Origin of the sequence: Pseudomonas sp. PI1 (genome assembly GCF_000812405.1) — a bacterium.
GTDB classification, from domain to species: domain Bacteria; phylum Pseudomonadota; class Gammaproteobacteria; order Pseudomonadales; family Pseudomonadaceae; genus Pseudomonas; species Pseudomonas citronellolis.
Genome location: NZ_JWMC01000015.1, coordinates 42,755 through 62,238, shown reverse-complemented (window position 1 = coordinate 62,238; position 19,484 = coordinate 42,755). Strand labels below are relative to the sequence as shown.

Below are 19,484 nucleotides of genomic sequence, written 5' to 3'. Positions count from 1 at the left end.
GGCGGAAAACCGCCCGCCACAGGCTTGCGGCGGGCGAACCGTCCTGCTTAACTCTGGCCCATGCGTGACTCATCGGTCACGCATTACGTCCAAGAAGATTTTTTCCGCTCGGCACTTCTCGCCCAGCCTTTCCTACCTGCCTCGAAAGCCCCGCGCACGGCCCTCCCGAAGAGGTTCGGCGCTTCGCTTTTGCACTTATAAGCTGTTGAAAATAAAAGAAATATGAACTTTCGCCAGGTGACATGAAGCTGTCACCTCAAGGCGCTTTCCTTCTGCCTGGTAGTTCTCTCGTACCCAATCGTGGGTGCATCCATTCGAGCTGCGTATGGAGGAAGCGACATGAGGCCGGAAACCGCCGTCGTCGAAATTCTGCAACACCGGGTCTACACGGAGTTCCACGCGAACAGGGAAGCACGCCAGACCATCATCCTGGTCAACGGCTCGCTGGCTACTACCGCCTCCTTTGCGCAAACGGTGAAATACCTGCAACCGCACTTCAACGTGGTCTGCTACGACCAGCCCTATGCCGGCCGGTCCAGGGCGCACAACGACTGCCGCGAATTCATCAGCAAGGAGTACGAGGCGCAACTGCTGCTCGGGCTGATCGAGCACTACCGCGCCGACGTGGTGATGTCCTTCTCCTGGGGCGGGGTGGCCACCCTGCTGGCCCTGGCGCAGCGCCCGTGCCGCATCCGCAAGGCGGTGATCAGTTCCTTCTCGCCGCTGCTCAACGCCGCGATGCTCGACTACCTGCACCGCGGCCTGGACTACCTGGGCGCCTGCGACCGGCCGAACATCGCCAACCTGGTCAACGACACCATCGGCCGCTACCTGCCGCAGCTGTTCAAGCGCTACAACTTCCGCCACGTCGCCGGCCTGGACGAGCACGAGTACCGGCAGATGCACTTCCACGTCTGCCAGGTGCTCAAGCTCAGCGCCGAGAGCTACATGGAGAAGTTCGCGGCCATCGACATCCCGCTGCTGTTCCTCAACGGCGAGCTGGACCTCTACACCACGCCGGCCGAGGCCAAGCTGTTCCAGCAACTGATCCGCGATTGCGAGTTCCGCACCATCCGCAATGCCGGGCACTTCATCGATGTCGAGCACAAGCAGGGCTGGCAGGACACCCGCGATGCCCTGCTCGGCTTCCTCAAGCCGCAGCGCCAGCCGGTCAGCCTGTCCCTGGGCAACGGCTACCCGCCCAACCACGAAGGCATTCCGCTGGCCGCCCTGGCCGGCTGAACGCCCCGTCCCGTCGTCCGGCTCCCGCCTTCCCGGCGGGTGGCCGAGGCCTTCCCGCAGCCGTGATGGCAATCCGCAGGGCTCGCGGCCTCGCTCCCCACGCACTACTATCCGCTTAAGCCCCACCCTCACCGGGCCGCCCTTGCGGCCATATCGGGGCAGGACACCGCCACCCGCGCGGTCGAGTACCCAGGTGCCCTCCCGGGCATCCGCACCAATGGAAGCTGTAATGTCCCCCAGACCCACCATCAATGCCTCGGTCAGCCCCAAGGGCACCCTCGAAACCCTGTCCCAGCGCGAAGTCCAGCAACTCAGCGAAGCCGGCTCGGGCAGCGTCTACCAACTGTTCCGCCAGTGCGCCCTGGCCATCCTCAACACCGGCGCGCGCATCGACAACGCCAAGACCATCCTCGACGCCTACCGCGACTTCGAGGTGCGCATCCACCAGCAGGACCGCGGCGTGCGCCTGGAACTGGTCAACGCGCCGGCCGACGCCTTCGTCGACGGCGAGATGATCGCCGGCACCCGCGAGATGCTCTTCAGCGCCCTGCGCGACATCGTCTACACCGCCAACGAGCTGGACAACCAGCGCGTCGACCTGCACACCTCGCAAGGCATCACCGACTACGTCTTCCACCTGCTGCGCAACGCGCGCACCCTGCGCCCGGGCGTGGAGCCGAAGATAGTCGTGTGCTGGGGCGGCCACTCCATCAGCACCGAGGAGTACAAGTACACCAAGAAGGTCGGCCACGAGCTGGGCCTGCGCAACCTGGACGTCTGCACCGGCTGCGGCCCGGGCGTGATGAAGGGGCCGATGAAGGGCGCCACCATCGGCCACGCCAAGCAGCGCCACCACGGCGGCCGCTACCTGGGCCTGACCGAGCCGGGGATCATCGCCGCCGAGGCGCCCAACCCGATCGTCAACGAACTGGTGATCCTGCCGGACATCGAGAAGCGCCTGGAGGCCTTCGTCCGCGTCGGCCACGGCATCATCATCTTCCCCGGCGGCGTCGGCACGGCGGAGGAATTCCTCTACCTGCTGGGCATCCTCATGCACCCGGACAACCAGGACCTGCCCTTCCCCCTGGTGCTCACCGGGCCGCGCAGCGCCTCGGCCTACTTCGAGCAACTGCACGCCTTCGTCGGCGCCACCCTGGGCGAGGCGGCGCAGCGGCGCTACCAGATCATCGTCGACAACCCGGCCGAAGTAGCGCGGCACATGGCCCAGGGCCTGAAGGAGGTCAAGCAGTTCCGCCGCGAGCGCAACGACGCCTTCCACTTCAACTGGCTGCTGAAGATCGACGTCGGCTTCCAGCGCCCCTTCGACCCCACCCACGAGCACATGGCCGCCCTGCAACTGAGCACCGACCTGCCGGCCCACGAACTGGCCGCCAACCTGCGCCGGGCGTTCTCCGGGATAGTCGCGGGCAACGTCAAGGAAAAGGGCGTGCGCGCCATCGAGGAATTCGGCCCCTACGAAATCCACGGCGAACCCGCGCTGATGCGACGCCTGGATGAACTGCTACACGCGTTCGTCAAGCAGCACCGGATGAAGCTGCCGGGTGGGGCGGCCTATGAGCCGTGCTATCGGGTGGTGGAGGGCTGAGTTACGCCGCGCGCCCTGCGCGCGAATCGCGGGCAGGGCCCGCTCCTACGGGAGCCGCTATTGCGCTCGGGTATTGGCCAGCTTTTCGTAGGAGCGAGCTTGCTCGCGAACGAGGTAACCGGCGGCTCCGCTGCCATGCCAACCTCCGCGCCCTCTCCCTAACCCTCTCCCTGAAGGGAGAGGGGACCGTTGGGCAGATACGGATGTTCTGGAGTTAGCCGGCAACACCGAAGGTTTCCAACTGAAACCATTCGTCCTCTCGGCACGAACTAGCCCCCTCTCCCTTCAGGGCGGGGCGCGCAGCCGAGGGCTGGGGAGAGGGAACGGCCCCACCCACCCCACCGAAACCACCGGCGAGCCCCCACAAAAAACACCCCTCACTCCCCCTGCAAGTTCGCCTCCACCCGCGCCAACAACCCCTGCAACTGCTCCCGCTCCTGCGCGCTGAACCCCCGCACCGCCACCTCCGACAAATGCCGGCCCTGCCCTTCCACCTCGGCGTAAACCGCCTGACCCGCAGCGCTCAGGCTCAGGCACACGCTGCGCTTGTCCAGCGCATCGGCGCTGCCCTCCAGCAAACCACGGTTGCGCAGGCCCTGGATCAGCCGGGCGATCTGTGCCTTGTCGCGGCCGCTGTGTTCCACCAGTTGACGCTGGGTGGCGCCCGGGCGGCGGGCGAAGAAGGCCAGCACCTTGAATTCCATGTGCGTCAGGTCATGGGGGCCGTCGCGCAGTTCGCGGTACTGCCGCGAACGGTACAGGTGCATGACGGAGTGAATGGTTTCGAGAACGTCGTCGGCTTTCATGGCTATACGGTTGACTTTATCAACTAATGATTCTTATGATCGTTGATATTATCAACCATAGCCCAAGAGGGCCACCCATGACTCAAGCCACCCAACAACGCCGCGTGCAACGCGTCCGCCACGAACTGCGCATGCGCGAAGTGCAGGTCGCCCGCCGCGAACAGCTCAGCCCGCACTTCGTCAGCCTCACCTTCGCCGGCGAAACCCTGGCCGACTTCGTCTCCGCCGGCTTCGACGACCACGTCAAGTTCATGTTCGAGGACGACGACGGCAGCATCGTCCGCCGCGACTACACCCCGCGCCGCTTCGACGCCGCTGCCCGCGAGCTGACCGTCGAGTTCGCCCTGCACGGCCACGGCAAGGCCTGCCAGTGGGCCGAGCACGCCCAGGTCGGCGACAACGCGGTGATCGGCGGCCCGCGCGGCTCGATGATCGTCCCGCTGGACTTCGCCTGGCACCTGTTCGTCGCCGACGCCACCGGCCTGCCCGCCGTGCACCGGCGCCTGGAAGAGATGCCGGCCGGCACCCGCGCCATCGTCCTGCTGCAGGTGGAAGCGGCCGACCGTCGCCAGTTCGCCACTGCCGCCGACCTTCAGTTGCACTGGTTCGATGACGGCGAAACCCTGCTGGCCGCCGTCGAGGCCCTGCACCTGCCCGCCGGCGAAGGCTTCGCCTGGGGCGCCGGCGAGGCCGCGGCCATGGTCCGCGTGCGCAACCTGCTGCTGGAGAAGGGCCAGCCGAAGGAAGCCATGCGCGTCGCCGCCTACTGGCGCCAGGGCCAGGCCGACTACCACGAGGAACTCAGCCAGTGAAACCCGCCCGCCAGGCGTCGCCGGCCCCGGCAACGCCTGCGCAAGCGCCCCATAAACAAAACCGATACCCGCTTAAGGATTTCCCAGAGGCAGGCCCCGCCCCTTGAGCCTTACAGTCGCCCCACGCCGAAAAACGGCGAGGTGATTCCTGCCGGTCATCATCGTTTTCGAAGCCTGTTGGAATTTTCACCACTACAAGAACAAAAGGTGAACGCGAATGCTCAAGCAAAACCCCGGTGGCATGGAGACCGTCGATGTCAAAGACTGGATCGACAGCCGCCCGATCTCGGCCTACCAGTGGCTCATCCTCTCGCTGTGCTTCCTCATCGTCCTGTTCGACGGCTTCGACGTCGCCGTGATGGGCTTCATCGCCCCGTCGCTGATGCAGGAGTGGGGCCTGTCCCGCGCCGCCTTCGGCCCGGTGATGAGCGCCGGGATGATCGGCCTGGCCATCGGCGCGCTGACCGCCGGCCCCTACGCCGACCGCCTCGGGCGCAAGAAGGTGCTGCTGATCGCGGTGACCGGCTTCAGCCTGCTCAGCCTGGCCTGCGCCTTCGCCCGCAGCCCCTACGAACTGGCCTTCCTGCGCCTGCTCACCGGCGTCGCCCTGGGCGCGGCCATGCCCAACAGCACCACGCTGCTGGCCGAGTACCTGCCCGAGCGCAGCCGCTCGCTGCTGATCACCATCATGTTCACCGGCTTCAACATGGGCTCGGGCCTGGGCGGCTTCCTCGCCGCCTGGCTGATCCCGCACCACGGCTGGCAGGCGGTGCTGCTCGCCGGCGGCCTGCTGCCGCTGGCCCTGCTGCCCTTGCTGCTGTGGCTGCTGCCCGAGTCCGCGCGCTTCATGGCCGCGCGCAAGGCCCCGGCCGAGCAGATCGCCGCCGCCCTGGCCAAGCTCGGCGGGCACTTCGCCGAAGGCACCCGCTTCAGCGTCAGCGAGCCGCCGGTGCAGCACAAGGCGCCGGTGCGCCAGCTGTTCGACGGGCGCTTCCGCCTGGGCACCCTGGCGCTGTGGGCCACCTACTTCATGGGCCTGCTGGTGATCTACCTGACCATGGGCTGGCTGCCCACCCTGCTGCGCGACGGCGGCCTGTCCATCGAACGCGCCGCCACCATCACCGGGCTGTTCCAGATCGGCGGCACCGTCGGCGCCATCGTGGTCGGCTGGATCATGGACCGGCGCAACCCCAACCGCGTCATCGCCATCGCCTACGCCCTGGGCGGGCTGTGCATCGTCAGCCTCGGCGCGCTGAGCCTGGAATCCAGCCTGCTGGTGGTCGGCGTCACCGCCGCCGGCTTCTGCATGAGCGGCGCGCAGACCGGCCTCAACGCCTTCGCCCCGGGCTACTACCCCACCGAGTTCCGCGCCACCGGGGTAAGCTGGATGCTCGGCATCGGCCGCTTCGGCGCCATCTTCGGCTCGCTCATCGGCGGCGCGGTGCTCAGCCTCGGCCTGGGCCTGCCGCTGCTGTTCACCTTCCTCGGCCTGCCGGCGTTCGTCGCGGCCCTGGCGATCCTGGCCAACGGCCACGCCCGGCGCCGCGCGAGCCAGGTACTGGCCACGCAGTAACCTGAACCAGAGGACCCCGTCATGGCACGCATCATTGGTGGCCTAGCCGTCTCCCACACCCCGACCATCGGCTTCGCCGTCGACCACGACAAACAGGAAGAGGCGGCCTGGGCGCCGATCTTCAAGAGCTTCGAGCCGATCCGCGCCTGGCTCCAGGAACAGCGCCCGGACGTGCTCTTCTACATCTTCAACGACCACGTCACCTCGTTCTTCTTCGACCACTACAGCGCCTTCACCCTCGGCGTCGACGACCGCTACGGCGTCGCCGACGAGGGCGGCAACCCGCGCGAGCTGCCGCCGGTGGGCGGCCACGCGGCGCTGTCGCGGCACATCGGGCAGAGCCTGATGGCCGACGAGTTCGACATGAGCTTCTTCCGCGACAAGCCGCTGGACCACGGCTTCTTCTCGCCGATGTCGGCGCTGCTGCCCTGCGCCGACGGCTGGCCGCTGCAGATAGTGCCGCTGCAGGTCGGCGTGCTGCAGCTGCCGATCCCCAGCGCGCGGCGCTGCTACAAGCTCGGCCAGGCCCTGCGCCGCGCCATCGAGAGCTACCCGGAAGACCTCAAGGTCGCCATCGTCGCCACCGGCGGCGTGTCGCACCAGGTCCACGGCGAGCGCTGCGGCTTCAACAACCCGGAGTGGGACGCGCAGTTCATCGAGCTGCTGGTCAACGACCCCGAGCGCCTGACCGAGATGACCGTCGCCGAATACGCCACCCTCGGCGGCATGGAGGGCGCCGAGGTGATCACCTGGCTGATCATGCGCGGCGCGCTGTCCGCCAGCGTCGACAAGCTGCACCAGGACTACTACCTGCCGTCCATGACCGGTATCGCCACCCTGCTGCTGCAGAACCGCGACCAGCGCCTGCCGGCCCCGGCCATCGAGCGCCACCGCCAGCACATGCAGCACCAGCTGGCCGGCGCCGAGCAGCTGGAAGGCACCTACCCCTACACCCTGGAGCGCAGCGCCAAGGGCTACCGGCTGAACAAGTTCCTGCACCGCATGATCGAGCCGCAGTGGCGCCAGCGCTTCCTCGCCGAACCCGAGGCGCTGTATGCCGAGGCCGAACTCAGCGAGGAAGAGCGCGACCTGCTGCGCCGCCGCGACTGGCGCGGGCTGATCCACTACGGGGTGATCTTCTTCGTGCTGGAGAAACTCGGCGCGGTGCTCGGCGTCTCCAACCTGGACATCTACGCCGCCATGCGCGGCCAGAGCCTGGAAGACTTCATGAAGACGCGCAACCAGCAGGTGCGCTACTCGGTGGCCGGCAAGGCCCCGCGCTAACCCCGCTCCCCCCCAGCTTCACCGCCCACCAGCGACGCCACCGCGCCGCTGGCCGGCGACGCTTTGCCCAAGAAACGGAGAACAACAACAATGATCCGCCCGTCCCATAAGCACCGTCTCGTCTGCACCCTGGCCCTGGCCTCGGCCCTGCCGCTGGAGGCGCTGGCCGAAGGCTTCCTCGACGACGCCAAGTCCAGCCTGACCCTGCGCAACTTCTACATGAACCGCGACTACACCGGCGACGCCGCCCAGGGCAAGGCCGAGGAATGGACGCAGAGCTTCATCCTCGACTTCAAGTCCGGCTTCACCCAGGGCACCGTGGGCTTCGGCCTGGACGTGCTCGGCCTGTACAGCATCAAGCTCGATGGCGGCCGCGGCACCGCCGGCACCCAGCTGCTGCCGGTGCACGACGACGGCCGCCCGGCCGACGACTTCGGCCGCCTGGCGGTGGCCGGCAAGGCGCGCATTTCCAAGACCGAGCTGAAAGTCGGCGAATGGGCCCCGGCGCTGCCGATCCTGCGTTCCGACGATGGCCGCTCGCTGACGCAGACCTTCCAGGGCGCGCAGCTCACCTCGAAGGAACTCGCCGGACTGACCCTCTACGGCGGCGAATTCCGCCAGAACAGCCCGCGCAACGACGCCAGCATGGAGGACATGAGCCTGTTCAACCGCACGGCCTACACCTCCGACCGCTTCGACTTCGTCGGCGGCGAATACCGCTTCAACCACGAGCGCACCCTGGTCGGCCTGTGGAACGCCGAGCTGAAGGACATCTACCAGCAGCAGTACCTGCAGGTGCAGCACTTCCAACCGCTGGGCGACTGGGTGCTGGGCGCCAACCTGGGCTACTTCTGGGGCCGGGAAGACGGCAGCGCCAAGGCCGGCGACCTGGACAACCGCACCGCCTCGGGGATGTTCTCGGCGAAGGTCGGCGGCAACACCTTCTACGTCGGCCTGCAGAAGGTCATGGGCGACGACGAGTGGTTCCGCGTCAACGGCGCCAGCGGCGGCACCCTGGCCAACGACGCCTTCGGTTCCAGCTTCGAAAGCGCGAAAGAGCATTCCTGGCAGTTGCGCCATGACTTCGATTTCGCCGCCCTGGGCGTGCCCGGCCTGACCCTGATGAACCGCTACATCCACGGCGACAACGTGCACAACGCCAGCACCGACGACGGCACCGAATGGGCCCGCGAGAGCGAGCTGGCCTACACCGTGCAGTCGGGGCCGCTGAAGACGCTGAACCTGAAGTGGCGCAACTCCAACATGCGCCGCGACTGGGGGCGGACCAACAGCTTCGACGAGAACCGGTTGATCGTCAGCTATCCGCTGAGCCTGCTGTAGGCCCCACGCCGAAGCGCTTTCGTAGGATGGGTTGAGCTTGCGAAACCCATGCGGCCATGGCGATGGGTATCGCTTCGCTCAACCCATCCTACGACTGCCCCACCCGCGCCATTCCCCTGTAGGAGCGCGCCCTGCGCGCGATTTCGCGGGCAGGGCCCGCTCCTACAGGCTTCCGCGAGGCATGGCATTCTCCCCCGTAGGACCTTGTCCGCGATAGCCGGAACCTCCGGCGCGATTCGCGGATGAGATCCGCTCCTACGCTGCCCCACCCGCACCATTCCCATGTAGGAGCGCGCCCTGCGCGCGATTTCGCGGGCAGGGCCCGCTCCTACAGGTTTCCGCGAGGCATGGCATTCTCCCCCGTAGGAGCGGACCTTGTCCGCGATAGCCGGAACCTCCGGCGCGATTCGCGGATGAGATCCGCCTACCCTACGCCACCCGCACCATTCCCCTGTAGGAGCGCGCCCTGCGCGCGAATCGCGGGCAGGGCCCGCTCCTACAGGGTATGGGGCCCTGTCCCCTGGACCACCTCGCGGATGCTCTGCATCAACGCCGCCGATACCGGCGAATGCAGGCAGCCGCTGCGGCAGGTCAGGCCGATGGCGCGGGTGGTCTGTTGCAGCTGCACCGGCAGGCGGCACAGCTCGCCGGAGGCTATCTCGTGTTCCAGCTGGTGCGCCGACACCGCCGCGAGCATGTCCGAGCGCAGCAGCAGGCCGCGGATGGTCGCCAGGTCGCCGCTCTCCACCACCGGCCAGGGCGCGGCCATGCCCGAGGCGGCGAAGCAGGCGTCGAGCAGGCCCCGGGCCGGGGAGCCCGCGCGCGGCAATACCCAGCGCGCCCGCTGCAGTTCCGCCAGCTCGCGGGGGCCTTCCAGCAGCGGGTGGCCGCGGCGCGCCAGCAGCACCATTTCCTCGGTGAGCAACGCCTCGCCGGCCAGGTCGCTGGCGTAGTCCGCCGAGCGCAGGGCGCCGAAGACGAAATCCAGGTCGCCGGCGCGCAGCTCGGTAGCCAGCAGGTCGAACGGGCTTTCGTTGGTGATCACCCGCACCCCGGGATGCTCGGCGGTGAGGCGGACGATGGCCTCGGGCAGGATGCGCGTGCGCCCCAGCGGCAGCGCGCCGACGTGCACCACGCCCTGCAGGCTGCCGCGCATGGCGCTGAGGTCGGTCTCGATGTGGCGCAGTTCGTTGAGCGCGCGGCGGATCGGGAACAGGATCTCGTGGCTCGCCCGCGTCGGCTGCAGGCCGCGCGGGGTGCGCTCGAACAGCGGCCGGCCGCAGCCGCCCTCCAGCACCTTGAGCGCCGAGCTGACCGCCGGCTGGCTGAGGCCGAAGTGGCTGGCCACGGTCTGCATGTGGCGCGTCTCGCAGAGCTTGACGAAGACCTCCAGGCGCCGCCCCTGGAACAGGTACAGCGGCTCCACCGGCGCCGCGCCCAGCACCCTGGGCACGCTCTCCAGCTCGGCCAGCACGCGGCGCGCGCGGGGCAGCACGCAGTCGCCGTAGTCGGTCAGGCGCATGCCGTTGGCGTGGCGCTCGAACAGCGGCGCGTCGAGCCGCGCCTCCAGCTCGGAGATGGCGCGGGTGACCACCGACTGCGCGCGGAACAGCGCCTCCGAAGCCCGCGACACACTGCCCAGGTCCGCCACGCGGACGAAGGCGCGGACCTGCATCAGGTTCGGCAGCTCGAAGTCGCTCATATCCCCTCCCGGCGCGCAGCCCTACTCCGACGGGACTATGCCCAGCCCTCCCGACAAGCGCAATAAGCAGAACGCATACCTCCAACAACTGAACGCATTAGTCCGCCGTGGCCCTCGGTGACATCCTCGACACATTCCCAACCGGAGCCCACCCACATGAACGCAGCACAAAAATCCGCCCTGGTGGTCAGCGCCCATTCCGCCGATTTCGTCTGGCGCGCCGGTGGCGCCATCGCCCTGCACGCCGAGCAGGGCTACGCCGTGCACATCGTCTGCCTGTCCTTCGGCGAGCGCGGCGAATCCGCCAAGCTGTGGCGCAAGGGCGAGATGACCGAAGCGAAGGTCAAGGCCGCGCGCCGCGAGGAAGCCCTGGCCGCCGCCGAAATCCTCGGCGCCAGCGTCGAGTTCTTCGACATCGGCGACTACCCGATGCGCGCCGACCAGTACACCCTGTTCCGCCTGGCCGACGTGTTCCGCCGCGTGCAGCCGGAATTCGTCCTCAGCCACTCGTTGAAGGACCCGTACAACTACGACCACCCGCTGGCCATGAACCTCGCCCAGGAAGCACGCATCATCGCCCAGGCCGAGGGCTACAAGCCGGGCGAGAAGATCGTCGGCGCGCCACCCGTATACGCCTTCGAACCGCACCAGCCCGAGCAGTGCGAATGGCGCCCGGACACCTTCCTCGACATCACCGGCGTGTGGGACAAAAAGTACGCCGCCATCCAGTGCATGGCCGGCCAGGAACACCTGTGGGAGTACTACACCCGCGTCGCCCTGCAGCGCGGCGTGCAGGCCAAGCGCAACGTCGGCATCACCAGCGCGCGCAACATCGTCTACGCCGAAGGCTTCCAGAGCATCTTCCCGCGCGTGACGGAGAACCTGGCATGAGCGCGCTGATCGGCAAGACCGGCATCGTGGTGCGCAACATCCCGCGTGTCGCGCAGGAAACCATCGACGAACTCGGCCGCCTGGGCGTGGCCACCGTGCACGAGGCCCAGGGCCGCAAGGGCCTGCTGAACACCGGCATCCGCCCGATCCAGCAGGGCGTGGCGGTGGCCGGCAGCGCGGTGACCGTGCTGGTGGCGCCGGGCGACAACTGGATGTTCCACGTCGCCGTCGAGCAGTGCCGCCCCGGCGACCTGCTGGTGGTGGCGCCCAGCTCGCCGTGCAGCGACGGCTACTTCGGCGACCTGCTCGCCACCTCGCTCAAGGCCCGCGGCGTGCGCGGCCTGGTGATAGACGCCGGCATCCGCGACAGCCACACCCTGCGCGAGATGGGCTTTGCGGTCTGGTCGAAGGCCATCAACGCCCAGGGCACGGTGAAGGAGGTGCTCGGCTCGGTGAACCTGCCGCTGCTGTGCGCCGGGCAACTGGTGAACGCCGGCGACATCGTCGTCGCCGACGACGACGGCGTGGTCGTGGTGCGCCACGGCGAGGCCGAACAGGTGCTGGAAGCCGCGCGCAAGCGCGCCGACCTGGAAGAGCAGAAGCGCCTGCGCCTGGCCGCCGGCGAACTCGGCCTGGACATCTACGAAATGCGCCCGCGCCTGGCCGCCAAGGGCCTGCGCTACGTGGACAGCCTCGACGAATTGGGAGGCTGAACATGAGCCAGACGCGCATCCCCTGCCTGCTCATGCGTGGCGGTACCTCCAAGGGCGCCTACTTCCTGAGCACCGACCTGCCCGCCGACGCCGGGTTGCGCGAGCGCGTGCTGCTGGCGGTGATGGGCTCGCCGGACAAGCGCCAGATCGACGGCCTCGGCGGCGCCGACCCGCTGACCAGCAAGGTCGCCATCGTCCAGGCCTCGCGCCGCGAGGACGCCGACGTCGACTACCTGTTCGCCCAGGTGCTGGTGGACGAGGCGCGGGTGGACTACGGGCAGAACTGCGGCAATATCCTCGCCGGCGTCGGCCCCTTCGCCATCGAGCGCGGCCTGGTGCCGGTGCGCGGCGCCAGCACGGCGGTGCGCATCTTCATGGAGAACACCGGGCAGGTCGCCGTGGCGCACGTCCCCACGCCCCACGGCGAAGTGGAATACGCCGGCGACACGCGCATCGACGGCGTGCCCGGCAGCGCCGCGCCGCTGGTGGTGGAATTCGCCGACGTGGCCGGCTCCAGCTGCGGCGCCCTGCTGCCCACCGGCAATGCCCGCGACAGCTTCGACGGCATCGAGGTCACCTGCATCGACAACGGCATGCCGGTGGTGCTGCTGCGCGCCGAGGACCTGGGCCGCAGCGGCTGCGAAAGCCGCGAGGAACTGGACGCCGACGCCGAGCTGAAGGCGCGCCTGGAGTCCATCCGCCTGCAGGCCGGCCCGCGCATGAACCTGGGCGACGTCGGCCAGCGCAACGTGCCGAAAATGTGCCTGGTCTCGGCGCCGCGCCAGGGCGGGGCGATCAACACCCGCTCGTTCATCCCGCACCGCTGCCACGCCTCCATCGGCGTGTTCGGCGCGGTGAGCGTGGCCAGCGCCTGCCTGGTCGAAGGCTCGGTGGCGCAGAGCGTGGCCAGCGCCGGCGAAGGCGAGGTACGGCGCCTGGCGGTGGAACATCCCAGTGGCGAATTCAGCGTGGAAATCCGCCTGCACGACGGGCGCATCGCCGGCTGCGGCCTGGTGCGCAGCGCACGCCTGCTGTTCGACGGCCAGGTGTGCATTCCCCGCGCGGTGTGGGCCGGCCACTGACCCGGGCGAACCGCGCGGCGCTCTGCCGCGCGGCTTTGACACAAATCATCGCAGTTGTAAAAAAACGGTAAATGCGAGTGATTCCAACTCGCTTCTGTCGTATCTATGGGCATTTTCCACCCGCCCGCCACTTTCGGCGCCTCAGGAAAACCTTCATGCACGCCCGAGCCCTTCCCCTCTCCCGCCGCCTGCTGGCCAGTGCGGCCGCCGCCGTCACCAGCGCCTTCCTGCTCCTCCACCCCACCGGCGCCAGCGCCGCCACCCTGGACACCGCCTTCGGCCCGGTGCAGGTCAAGGACCACCCGCAGCGCGTGGTGGCCCTGGGCGAGAACACCCTGGACGCCGCCCTCGCCCTGGGCGTGCAACCCCTGGGCGCGCTGGCCAGCCGCGGCGGCAGCGACATTCCCGAATACCTCAAGGCCAAGGCCGGCAAGCTGCCGCTGGTGGGCACCGTGCGCGAGGTCAACCTGGAAGCCGTGCTCAAGCTGCGCCCGGACCTGATCCTGGCCAGCCCCGGCCTGACCCGCGAGCAGTACGCCAAGCTCAGCCTGATGGCGCCCACCGTGGTGCCCAAGGGCGGCGCCCTGGACGACTGGCGCGTAGCCTTCCGCACCTATGCCGCGGCCCTGGACAGGAACGCCGAGGCCGAACAGCGCCTGCAGGAACTCGACCAGCGCATCGCCGGGCTGCGCCCGCGCCTGCCGGCCAACACCAGCCTCAGCGTGGTGCGCTGGAACCCACAGGGGCCGATCATGATGTCCAGCCACCTGTTCGCCGGCCAGTTGCTCGACCAGTTGGGCCTGCGGCCCAACCCGCTGGCGGCGCAGCAGACCCAGCGCCCGCACACCGACATCCTCAGCCTGGAGAACCTGTCCAAGGCCGATGCCGACTGGATCTTCCTCGCCACCCTCAACCCCGACGGCGAGAAGGCCCTGGCCGAAGCCCGCCGGCAGCCGGCCTTCACCCGATTGAAAGCGGTGCAGGCCGGGCACCTGGCCAGCGTCGACGGGCAGATCTGGAGCAGCAGCTCCGGCTACCTGGCCGCCCAGCAGGTGCTGGATGACGTGGAGAAGGCGCTGGCCAACTGATGCTGCCCGCGCGCCTGCCCCAGCCGCTGGCCCTAGGGCTGGCGGCTTCGCTTCTGTTGCTGCTGTGCCTGTCCAGCCTGCTGCTGGGCGCCGGCGACGCCGGCCCCTGGGCCAGCCTGCAAGCCCTGTTCGGCGGCGCCGACGAAGACACCCGCTTCGTCGTCGGCGTGCTGCGCCTGGCGCGCACCGAGCTGGCCCTGCTGGTGGGCATGGCCCTGGGCGCCGCCGGCCTGCTGTTGCAATCGGTGACGCGCAACCCGCTGGCCGAGCCCGGCCTGCTGGGCGTCAGCGCCGGCTCGGCCTTCGCCGTGACCCTGGCGATCAACCTCGGCGCCACCGCCGCCGGCCTCAACCTGGCGGTGGCCGTGCTCGGCGCCCTGGGCGGCTGCCTGCTGGTGCTGGCGGTGTCGCGCCTGCGCGGGGTGGGCGACGACCCGGTGCGCCTGGTGCTGGCCGGGGTGGCCTTCTCCGGCCTGCTCACCGCCCTGAGCAGCCTGGTGCTGCTGTGGGACCAGCGCACCGCCGACGAAGTGCGCTTCTGGGTGGTCGGCAGCCTCGCTGGCCGGCCGCTGGACACCCTGCACTGGAGCCTGCCGGGGCTGCTGCTCGGCCTGCTGGTGGCGCTGCCGCTGGTCCGCCCGCTGGCCGCCCTGGCCCTGGGCGAACGCGTGGCCAGCGGTCTCGGCCACCACCCGCAGCGGGTGCGCCTGGCCACCCTGCTGGCGGTGGCGCTGCTGGTGGGCACGGCCAATGCCGCCGCCGGCCCCATCGCCTTCCTCGGCCTGATCGTGCCCTTCATCGCCCGCCGCCTGGTGGGCAGCGACATCCGCAGCTGCTTCGGCCTGTGCCTGCTGCTGGGGCCCTGCGTACTGCTGCTGGCCGACATAATCGCGCGCCTGCTGGTGCGCCCCTACGAGATGCCGGTAGGGGTGGTCACCGCCTTCGTCGGCGCGCCCATCCTCATCGCCGTGGTGCGCTCGCACCGCCTGCCGACGCTGCAACGCCAATGAACGCGCCCTATCCCCACGGCTACGGCCTGCTGCGCCTGGGCCGGCTGTCGCTGCTCTGGCACCGCCGCAGCCTCATGGTCGGCCTGGCGTTGCTGGCGGCGCTGGCCGCTGCCTTCCTGTTCTGCCTGAGCGGCGACGGCCTCGGCGCCGGCCAGGCCATCGCCGCCCTGCTCGGCCAGGGCGACCCCTTCCAGCAATTGCTGGTGCGCGAACTGCGCCTGCCGCGCCTGCTCGCCGGCCTGCTCAGCGGCGCCGCCCTGGGCGCCGCCGGCTGCCTGATGCAGACCCTGGCGCGCAACCGCCTGGCCACCCCGGGCATGGTCGGCCTGGACAACGGCGCCACCGCCTTCGCCGTGGCCTCCATAGTCGCGGTGCCGACCAGCCTGGCGCCCTCGGCCCTGGCCCTGACCGGCGCCGCCAGCGCTGCCGCGCTGACCTTCCTGCTCGCGGCCGGGGCCGGCGCCCGCGGCTATCGCTTCATCGTCGTCGGCCTGGGCATAGGCGCGCTGTTCGGCGCCCTGACCAACCTGATGCTGGCCCGCGCCGACATAGACGCGGCCAACGCCGCCTACCCCTGGACCGTCGGCAGCCTCAACGCCCGCCCGCCGCTGGCCGTGTGGCTGCTGGCCGGCGGCCTGGCCCTGGGCCTGCCGGCGGCGCGCCTGCTGACGCGGCCGCTGACGACGATGCGCTTCTCCGACAGCGTGGCCATCGGCCTGGGCGTGCGCCTGGGCGCCATGCGCATCGCCACCCTGGCGCTGAGCGTGGCCCTCACCGGGCTGGCCGTGGCGGTGGCCGGGCCGGTCGGCCTGGTGGCGCTGATCGCCCCCGAGGCGGCGCGCTACCTGGGCGGCCAGCACGGCGTGCCGGTGCTCAACGCGGCCCTGGCCGGCGCCCTGCTGACGCTGCTGGCCGACTGGCTGGGGCGCACCCTGCTGGCGCCCATCGAAATCCCCGTGGGCATCGTCATGGCGGTGATAGGCGCGCCCTACCTGCTGTGGATCATCCTGCGCCAACCCTCCGGGAGACAGCCATGAACCCGAACCCCGTCGCCCCGCTGGAAACCCGCGGCCTGTGTATGGCCTACGGCAAGCGGCCGATCATCGAAGGCCTGGACCTGCGCCTGCCGGCCGGCCAGGTTACCGCCATCGTCGGCCCCAACGGCTGCGGCAAATCCACCCTGCTGGCGGGCCTGGCGCGCCTGCAGAAGCCCAGCGGCGGCGCCGTGCTGCTCGACGGCAAGGCCATCGCCAGCCTGCCGTCGAAAGAAGTGGCGCGGCGCCTGGCGCTGCTGCCCCAGGACGCCAGCGCCCCGGACGGCCTCACCGTGGCCGAGCTGATCCGCTTCGGCCGCCAGCCGCACCAGGGCCTGTTCCAGCAATGGAGCGCCGAGGACCAGCAGGTGGTGGACGCCGCCCTGGCCGCCGCCGATCTCGAGGAACTGGCCGAGCGGCCGCTGGAATCCATGTCCGGCGGCCAGCGCCAGCGCGCCTGGATCGCCATGGCCATCGCCCAGGACACCCCGCTGCTGCTGCTCGACGAACCCACCTCGGCGCTGGACCTGGGCCACCAGATCGAGGTCTTCGAACTGATCCGCCACCTGGCCGAAGCCGGCAAGACGGTGGTGATGGTGGTCCACGACCTGTCCAGCGCCTGCCGCTACGCCGACCACCTGGTGGCGATGAAGGGCGGCCAGGTGCTGGCCGAAGGCGCGCCGGCCCGGGTGGTGACCGCGGAACTGGTGGAGGCGCTGTATGGCGTGCGTTGCACCCTGCTGAGCGATCCCTATAGCGGCACGCCGCTGATCGTTGGGGCCAGTCGGGTGCGAGCCTGCTTTTCGTAGGAGCGAGCTTGCTCGCGAATGGGGCTTCGGCGCCAAGACTGAGAGCACCCTCTCCCTAACCCTCTCCCTGAAGGGAGAGGGGACCGTTCGGAGTGCTTGGATATTCCTGAGTCAGCCGGGCGTTATGGCATCCGGCTGAAACCATACCTTCAGCCGGCACGGACAAGCCCCCTCTCCCTTCAGGGAGAGGGCTGGGGAGAGGGGACGGGCTTCGACATCGCTCCGGAGCAAGACCTGACGCCATTGTTCGTGAGCTCGCTCCTACGAAAAGCACCATCCCCCCCAGAACCTCAGATGCGACGAAATGCCAGCACCCAACCATTGCCCCGCCCCCACCGCCAGTGGGATCATTTGCAATTGCTTTTTGTTCTCATCCATGGCTGATCACGTGTCACCGCAACTACTCCTCGTGGAAGACGACGCCCACCTGCGCCCGGCCCTGGAACGCCACTTCCTGGCCCGCGGCTTCGCCGTGCGCGCCTGCGAGAACGGCACCCAGGGCCTGGCCGCGCTGCGCGAGGGCCGCTTCGACCTGGTGCTGCTGGACATCATGCTGCCCGGCGTCGACGGCCTCAGCCTGCTCGACGAACTGCGCCGCCGACAGACCGTGCCGGTGATGCTGATGTCCGCCCTGGGCGCCGAGCAGGACCGCATCAGCGGCTTCACCCGCGGCGCCGACGACTACCTGCCCAAGCCCTTCAGCCTGGCCGAGCTGGACGCCCGGGTCGACGCCCTGCTGCGCCGCGTGGCCCTGGACCGACGCCCGGCCGAGCCACGCGGCGAGGGCGGCCTGAGCCTCGACGAAGAAGCCCGCGACGTCACCCACCAGGGCCGTGCCGCCGGCCTCACCGGCTCCGAGTACCGCCTGCTGGCGACCCTGCGCGCCCACCCCGGCGAAGCGCTGAGCAAGGCCTTCCTCTACCAGAGCGTGCTGCACCGCGCCTACACCCGCCTGGACCGCGGCCTGGACGTGCACGTCTGCAACCTGCGCCGCAAGCTCGCCGCCATCGGCGCGCAGCACCTGCAGATCCAGGCGGTGCGCGGCCAGGGCTACGTGCTGGTCGAAACGGACGGCGCCTGATGCGCCGCCACCCGCTGCTGTGGAAGCTGGCCCTGCTGCAGGTGGGCTTCTGCCTGACGCTGACCTGGCTGATCTGGAACTGGGGCCTGTCGGTGGAGCGCAGCACCTACTTCCTCGACGAAGCCGACCGCCTCTACCTCGCGCGCTACGCCCTGCAGGCCGAGCAGGCCTGGCGCCAGAACGGCGCGGCCGGCGCCGAGGCCTTCCGCCGCCAGCTGGAACGCGAGGAAGACACCTGGGTCGCCCTGGTCGGCCCGCGCCTGGAAAGCCTCGGCACCACGCCGCTGAGCGCCGAGGAAGCCAGCCACCTGACCTTCATGCGCAAGCTCGACTGGCCCATGAGCCGGCGCCTGCAGGACGAGCTGCCCTACGTCAGCATCGAATTCCCCGAACGCCCCGAGGACGGCCGCCTGGTCATCCAGCTGCCCGAGCGCCTGCTGCCCAGCGGCCTGACACCCTGGACCCACGTCATCACCCACGGCGTGGCGCCGACCCTGCTGGCCCTGTTGCTGGGCCTGGCCCTGTACCGCCACCTGGTGGTGCCGCTCAACCGCCTGCGCGACCGCGCCGATGCCCTGCGCGCCGACGACCTCGACAGCCCCGGCCTGCCGCTGCAGGAGCGCCGCGACGAACTGGGCGAACTGGCCCAGGCCTTCGAACACATGGCCGCGCGCCTGCGCCAGAGCCTGGCCCAGCAGCGCCTGCTGTTGCGCACCCTGTCCCACGAACTGCGCACGCCCCTGGCGCGGCTGCGCATCGCCCACGACGGCGAGCTGCCGCCCGAACAATTGCGCCAGCGCCTGGGCCGAGAAGTGGCCGACATGCAGCGGTTGCTGGAAGACACCCTCGACCTGGCCTGGATGGACACCGAGCGCCCGCAACTGCCCACCGAACCGGTGCTGGTGCTCTCGGTGTGGGAAGCCCTGCGCGAGGACGCCTGCTTCGAAAGCGGCTGGGAGCCGGCGCGGCTGCCCTGCTCGCTGGGCACCGAATGCTGCGTGCAGGTGCACCTGGACAGCCTGGCCCAGGCCCTGGAGAACCTGCTGCGCAACGCCATCCGCCACTCGCCGGCGGGCGGCCGCGTCAGCCTCGACGGCTGGCGCGAAGGCCGGCACTGGCACCTGTGCCTGCGCGACCAGGGCCCCGGCGTGGCCGAGGCCGACCTTGAGCGCATCTTCGAGCCCTACCAGCGCCTGGAAGGCAGCGGCGCCGGCTTCGGCCTGGGCCTGGCCATCGCCCGCCGCGCCATCGAGCTGCAGGGCGGCCGCCTGTGGGCCACCAACGCCCACCCCGGCCTATGCCTGCACCTGCTGTTGCCGGCGGCCTGGAAGTGTTTAGAAAGTTAATGCGCTTTACTCGCAATTGTGAGTAATTATCATCTTCGATCTCTCGCCTTCAGGCTGAACTTCC

General features: G+C 69.5%; 17 protein-coding genes. 15 read left to right on the top strand and 2 right to left on the bottom strand.

Going from position 1 to position 19,484, the window contains the following annotated elements; genetic code table 11:
• The first annotated feature begins 339 nt into the window (after positions 1 to 339).
• Together RN02_RS07230 and ppnN are read left to right on the top strand one after the other, a co-directional pair.
• Complete coding sequence (locus RN02_RS07230) at positions 340 to 1,242, top strand: alpha/beta fold hydrolase (RefSeq protein WP_043313859.1); 903 nt, start codon at positions 340 to 342, stop codon at positions 1,240 to 1,242.
• Positions 1,243 to 1,471: 229 nt separating this feature from the next.
• On the top strand, positions 1,472 to 2,848 hold the full coding sequence (gene ppnN, locus RN02_RS07225; protein ID WP_009618376.1) for a nucleotide 5'-monophosphate nucleosidase PpnN: 1,377 nt from the start codon (positions 1,472 to 1,474) through the stop codon (positions 2,846 to 2,848).
• 377 nt (positions 2,849 to 3,225) lie between these two features.
• Here the strand turns inward: ppnN and RN02_RS07220 are convergent, their stop codons facing one another.
• Positions 3,226 to 3,654, bottom strand: coding sequence for a MarR family winged helix-turn-helix transcriptional regulator (locus RN02_RS07220; RefSeq protein WP_009618373.1), 429 nt, complete (start codon positions 3,652 to 3,654; stop codon positions 3,226 to 3,228).
• Between the two features lie 77 nt (positions 3,655 to 3,731).
• On the opposite strand from RN02_RS07220, the gene RN02_RS07215 reads away from it, so the two are divergent.
• The 4 genes from RN02_RS07215 (at position 3,732) to RN02_RS07200 (ending at position 8,664) form a co-directional block, all read left to right on the top strand.
• Positions 3,732 to 4,466, top strand: coding sequence for a siderophore-interacting protein (locus RN02_RS07215; RefSeq protein ID WP_043313858.1), 735 nt, complete (start codon positions 3,732 to 3,734; stop codon positions 4,464 to 4,466).
• Positions 4,467 to 4,683: 217 nt separating this feature from the next.
• Positions 4,684 to 6,039, top strand: a complete 1,356-nt coding sequence (locus RN02_RS07210) for an MFS transporter (RefSeq protein ID WP_009618369.1) — start codon at positions 4,684 to 4,686, stop codon at positions 6,037 to 6,039.
• Between the two features lie 21 nt (positions 6,040 to 6,060).
• Positions 6,061 to 7,323 carry a gallate dioxygenase gene (locus tag RN02_RS07205; protein WP_043272481.1) on the top strand — a complete coding sequence of 421 codons (1,263 nt, stop codon included), beginning with the start codon at positions 6,061 to 6,063 and terminating at the stop codon, positions 7,321 to 7,323.
• A gap of 90 nt (positions 7,324 to 7,413) precedes the next feature.
• Positions 7,414 to 8,664, top strand: a complete 1,251-nt coding sequence (locus RN02_RS07200; protein WP_043313857.1) for an OprD family porin — start codon at positions 7,414 to 7,416, stop codon at positions 8,662 to 8,664.
• A 496-nt stretch (positions 8,665 to 9,160) separates the two neighbouring features.
• On the opposite strand, the gene RN02_RS07195 is transcribed toward RN02_RS07200, so the two are convergent.
• Complete coding sequence (locus RN02_RS07195) at positions 9,161 to 10,366, bottom strand: LysR family transcriptional regulator (protein WP_043313856.1); 1,206 nt, start codon at positions 10,364 to 10,366, stop codon at positions 9,161 to 9,163.
• A gap of 156 nt (positions 10,367 to 10,522) precedes the next feature.
• On the opposite strand from RN02_RS07195, the gene galB reads away from it, so the two are divergent.
• From galB to RN02_RS07150, 9 genes are all read left to right on the top strand, one after another.
• Positions 10,523 to 11,257, top strand: coding sequence for a 4-oxalmesaconate hydratase (gene galB, locus RN02_RS07190; RefSeq protein WP_043313855.1), 735 nt, complete (start codon positions 10,523 to 10,525; stop codon positions 11,255 to 11,257).
• Entirely contained in the window at positions 11,254 to 11,970 is a 717-nt protein-coding gene (locus RN02_RS07185) for a 4-carboxy-4-hydroxy-2-oxoadipate aldolase/oxaloacetate decarboxylase (RefSeq protein WP_043313854.1), read from the top strand. Before galB ends, RN02_RS07185 begins: the two co-directional genes overlap by 4 nt.
• Before the next feature lie 2 nt (positions 11,971 to 11,972).
• The gene (locus RN02_RS07180) at positions 11,973 to 13,052 is read left to right on the top strand and encodes a 4-oxalomesaconate tautomerase (protein ID WP_043313853.1); all 1,080 of its coding nucleotides are present in this window, start codon (positions 11,973 to 11,975) and stop codon (positions 13,050 to 13,052) included.
• Positions 13,053 to 13,207: 155 nt separating this feature from the next.
• The gene (locus RN02_RS07175) at positions 13,208 to 14,140 is read left to right on the top strand and encodes an ABC transporter substrate-binding protein (protein WP_043313852.1); all 933 of its coding nucleotides are present in this window, start codon (positions 13,208 to 13,210) and stop codon (positions 14,138 to 14,140) included.
• On the top strand, positions 14,140 to 15,150 hold the full coding sequence (locus RN02_RS07170; protein ID WP_009618346.1) for a FecCD family ABC transporter permease: 1,011 nt from the start codon (positions 14,140 to 14,142) through the stop codon (positions 15,148 to 15,150). Before RN02_RS07175 ends, RN02_RS07170 begins: the two co-directional genes overlap by 1 nt.
• Positions 15,147 to 16,187 (top strand): FecCD family ABC transporter permease, encoded by a 1,041-nt coding sequence (locus RN02_RS07165; protein WP_009618344.1) that lies wholly within the window; start codon positions 15,147 to 15,149, stop codon positions 16,185 to 16,187. The genes RN02_RS07170 and RN02_RS07165 overlap by 4 nt, the downstream gene beginning before the upstream one ends.
• Positions 16,184 to 16,993, top strand: coding sequence for an ABC transporter ATP-binding protein (locus RN02_RS07160; RefSeq protein ID WP_043313851.1), 810 nt, complete (start codon positions 16,184 to 16,186; stop codon positions 16,991 to 16,993). The genes RN02_RS07165 and RN02_RS07160 overlap by 4 nt, the downstream gene beginning before the upstream one ends.
• A gap of 376 nt (positions 16,994 to 17,369) precedes the next feature.
• Complete coding sequence (locus RN02_RS07155) at positions 17,370 to 18,074, top strand: response regulator transcription factor (RefSeq protein WP_043313850.1); 705 nt, start codon at positions 17,370 to 17,372, stop codon at positions 18,072 to 18,074.
• Positions 18,074 to 19,420, top strand: coding sequence for a HAMP domain-containing sensor histidine kinase (locus tag RN02_RS07150; RefSeq protein ID WP_043313849.1), 1,347 nt, complete (start codon positions 18,074 to 18,076; stop codon positions 19,418 to 19,420). Before RN02_RS07155 ends, RN02_RS07150 begins: the two co-directional genes overlap by 1 nt.
• The last annotated feature ends 64 nt before the right edge of the window (positions 19,421 to 19,484 follow it).

What these genes read in the sequence shown, in the direction of transcription:
- RN02_RS07175 (WP_043313852.1), top strand. Translation starts at nt 13,208, where the DNA reads ATGCACGCCCGAGCCCTTCCCCTCTCCCGCCGCCTGCTGGCCAGTGCG.
- RN02_RS07210 (WP_009618369.1), top strand. Translation starts at nt 4,684, where the DNA reads ATGCTCAAGCAAAACCCCGGTGGCATGGAGACCGTCGATGTCAAAGAC.
- RN02_RS07205 (WP_043272481.1), top strand. Translation starts at nt 6,061, where the DNA reads ATGGCACGCATCATTGGTGGCCTAGCCGTCTCCCACACCCCGACCATC.
- galB (WP_043313855.1), top strand. Translation starts at nt 10,523, where the DNA reads ATGAACGCAGCACAAAAATCCGCCCTGGTGGTCAGCGCCCATTCCGCC.
- RN02_RS07200 (WP_043313857.1), top strand. Translation starts at nt 7,414, where the DNA reads ATGATCCGCCCGTCCCATAAGCACCGTCTCGTCTGCACCCTGGCCCTG.
- RN02_RS07220 (WP_009618373.1), bottom strand. Translation starts at nt 3,654, where the DNA reads ATGAAAGCCGACGACGTTCTCGAAACCATTCACTCCGTCATGCACCTG.
- RN02_RS07160 (WP_043313851.1), top strand. Translation starts at nt 16,184, where the DNA reads ATGAACCCGAACCCCGTCGCCCCGCTGGAAACCCGCGGCCTGTGTATG.
- RN02_RS07195 (WP_043313856.1), bottom strand. Translation starts at nt 10,366, where the DNA reads ATGAGCGACTTCGAGCTGCCGAACCTGATGCAGGTCCGCGCCTTCGTC.
- RN02_RS07180 (WP_043313853.1), top strand. Translation starts at nt 11,973, where the DNA reads ATGAGCCAGACGCGCATCCCCTGCCTGCTCATGCGTGGCGGTACCTCC.
- RN02_RS07185 (WP_043313854.1), top strand. Translation starts at nt 11,254, where the DNA reads ATGAGCGCGCTGATCGGCAAGACCGGCATCGTGGTGCGCAACATCCCG.
- RN02_RS07215 (WP_043313858.1), top strand. Translation starts at nt 3,732, where the DNA reads ATGACTCAAGCCACCCAACAACGCCGCGTGCAACGCGTCCGCCACGAA.
- RN02_RS07170 (WP_009618346.1), top strand. Translation starts at nt 14,140, where the DNA reads ATGCTGCCCGCGCGCCTGCCCCAGCCGCTGGCCCTAGGGCTGGCGGCT.
- ppnN (WP_009618376.1), top strand. Translation starts at nt 1,472, where the DNA reads ATGTCCCCCAGACCCACCATCAATGCCTCGGTCAGCCCCAAGGGCACC.
- RN02_RS07230 (WP_043313859.1), top strand. Translation starts at nt 340, where the DNA reads ATGAGGCCGGAAACCGCCGTCGTCGAAATTCTGCAACACCGGGTCTAC.
- RN02_RS07155 (WP_043313850.1), top strand. Translation starts at nt 17,370, where the DNA reads ATGGCTGATCACGTGTCACCGCAACTACTCCTCGTGGAAGACGACGCC.
- RN02_RS07150 (WP_043313849.1), top strand. Translation starts at nt 18,074, where the DNA reads ATGCGCCGCCACCCGCTGCTGTGGAAGCTGGCCCTGCTGCAGGTGGGC.
- RN02_RS07165 (WP_009618344.1), top strand. Translation starts at nt 15,147, where the DNA reads ATGAACGCGCCCTATCCCCACGGCTACGGCCTGCTGCGCCTGGGCCGG.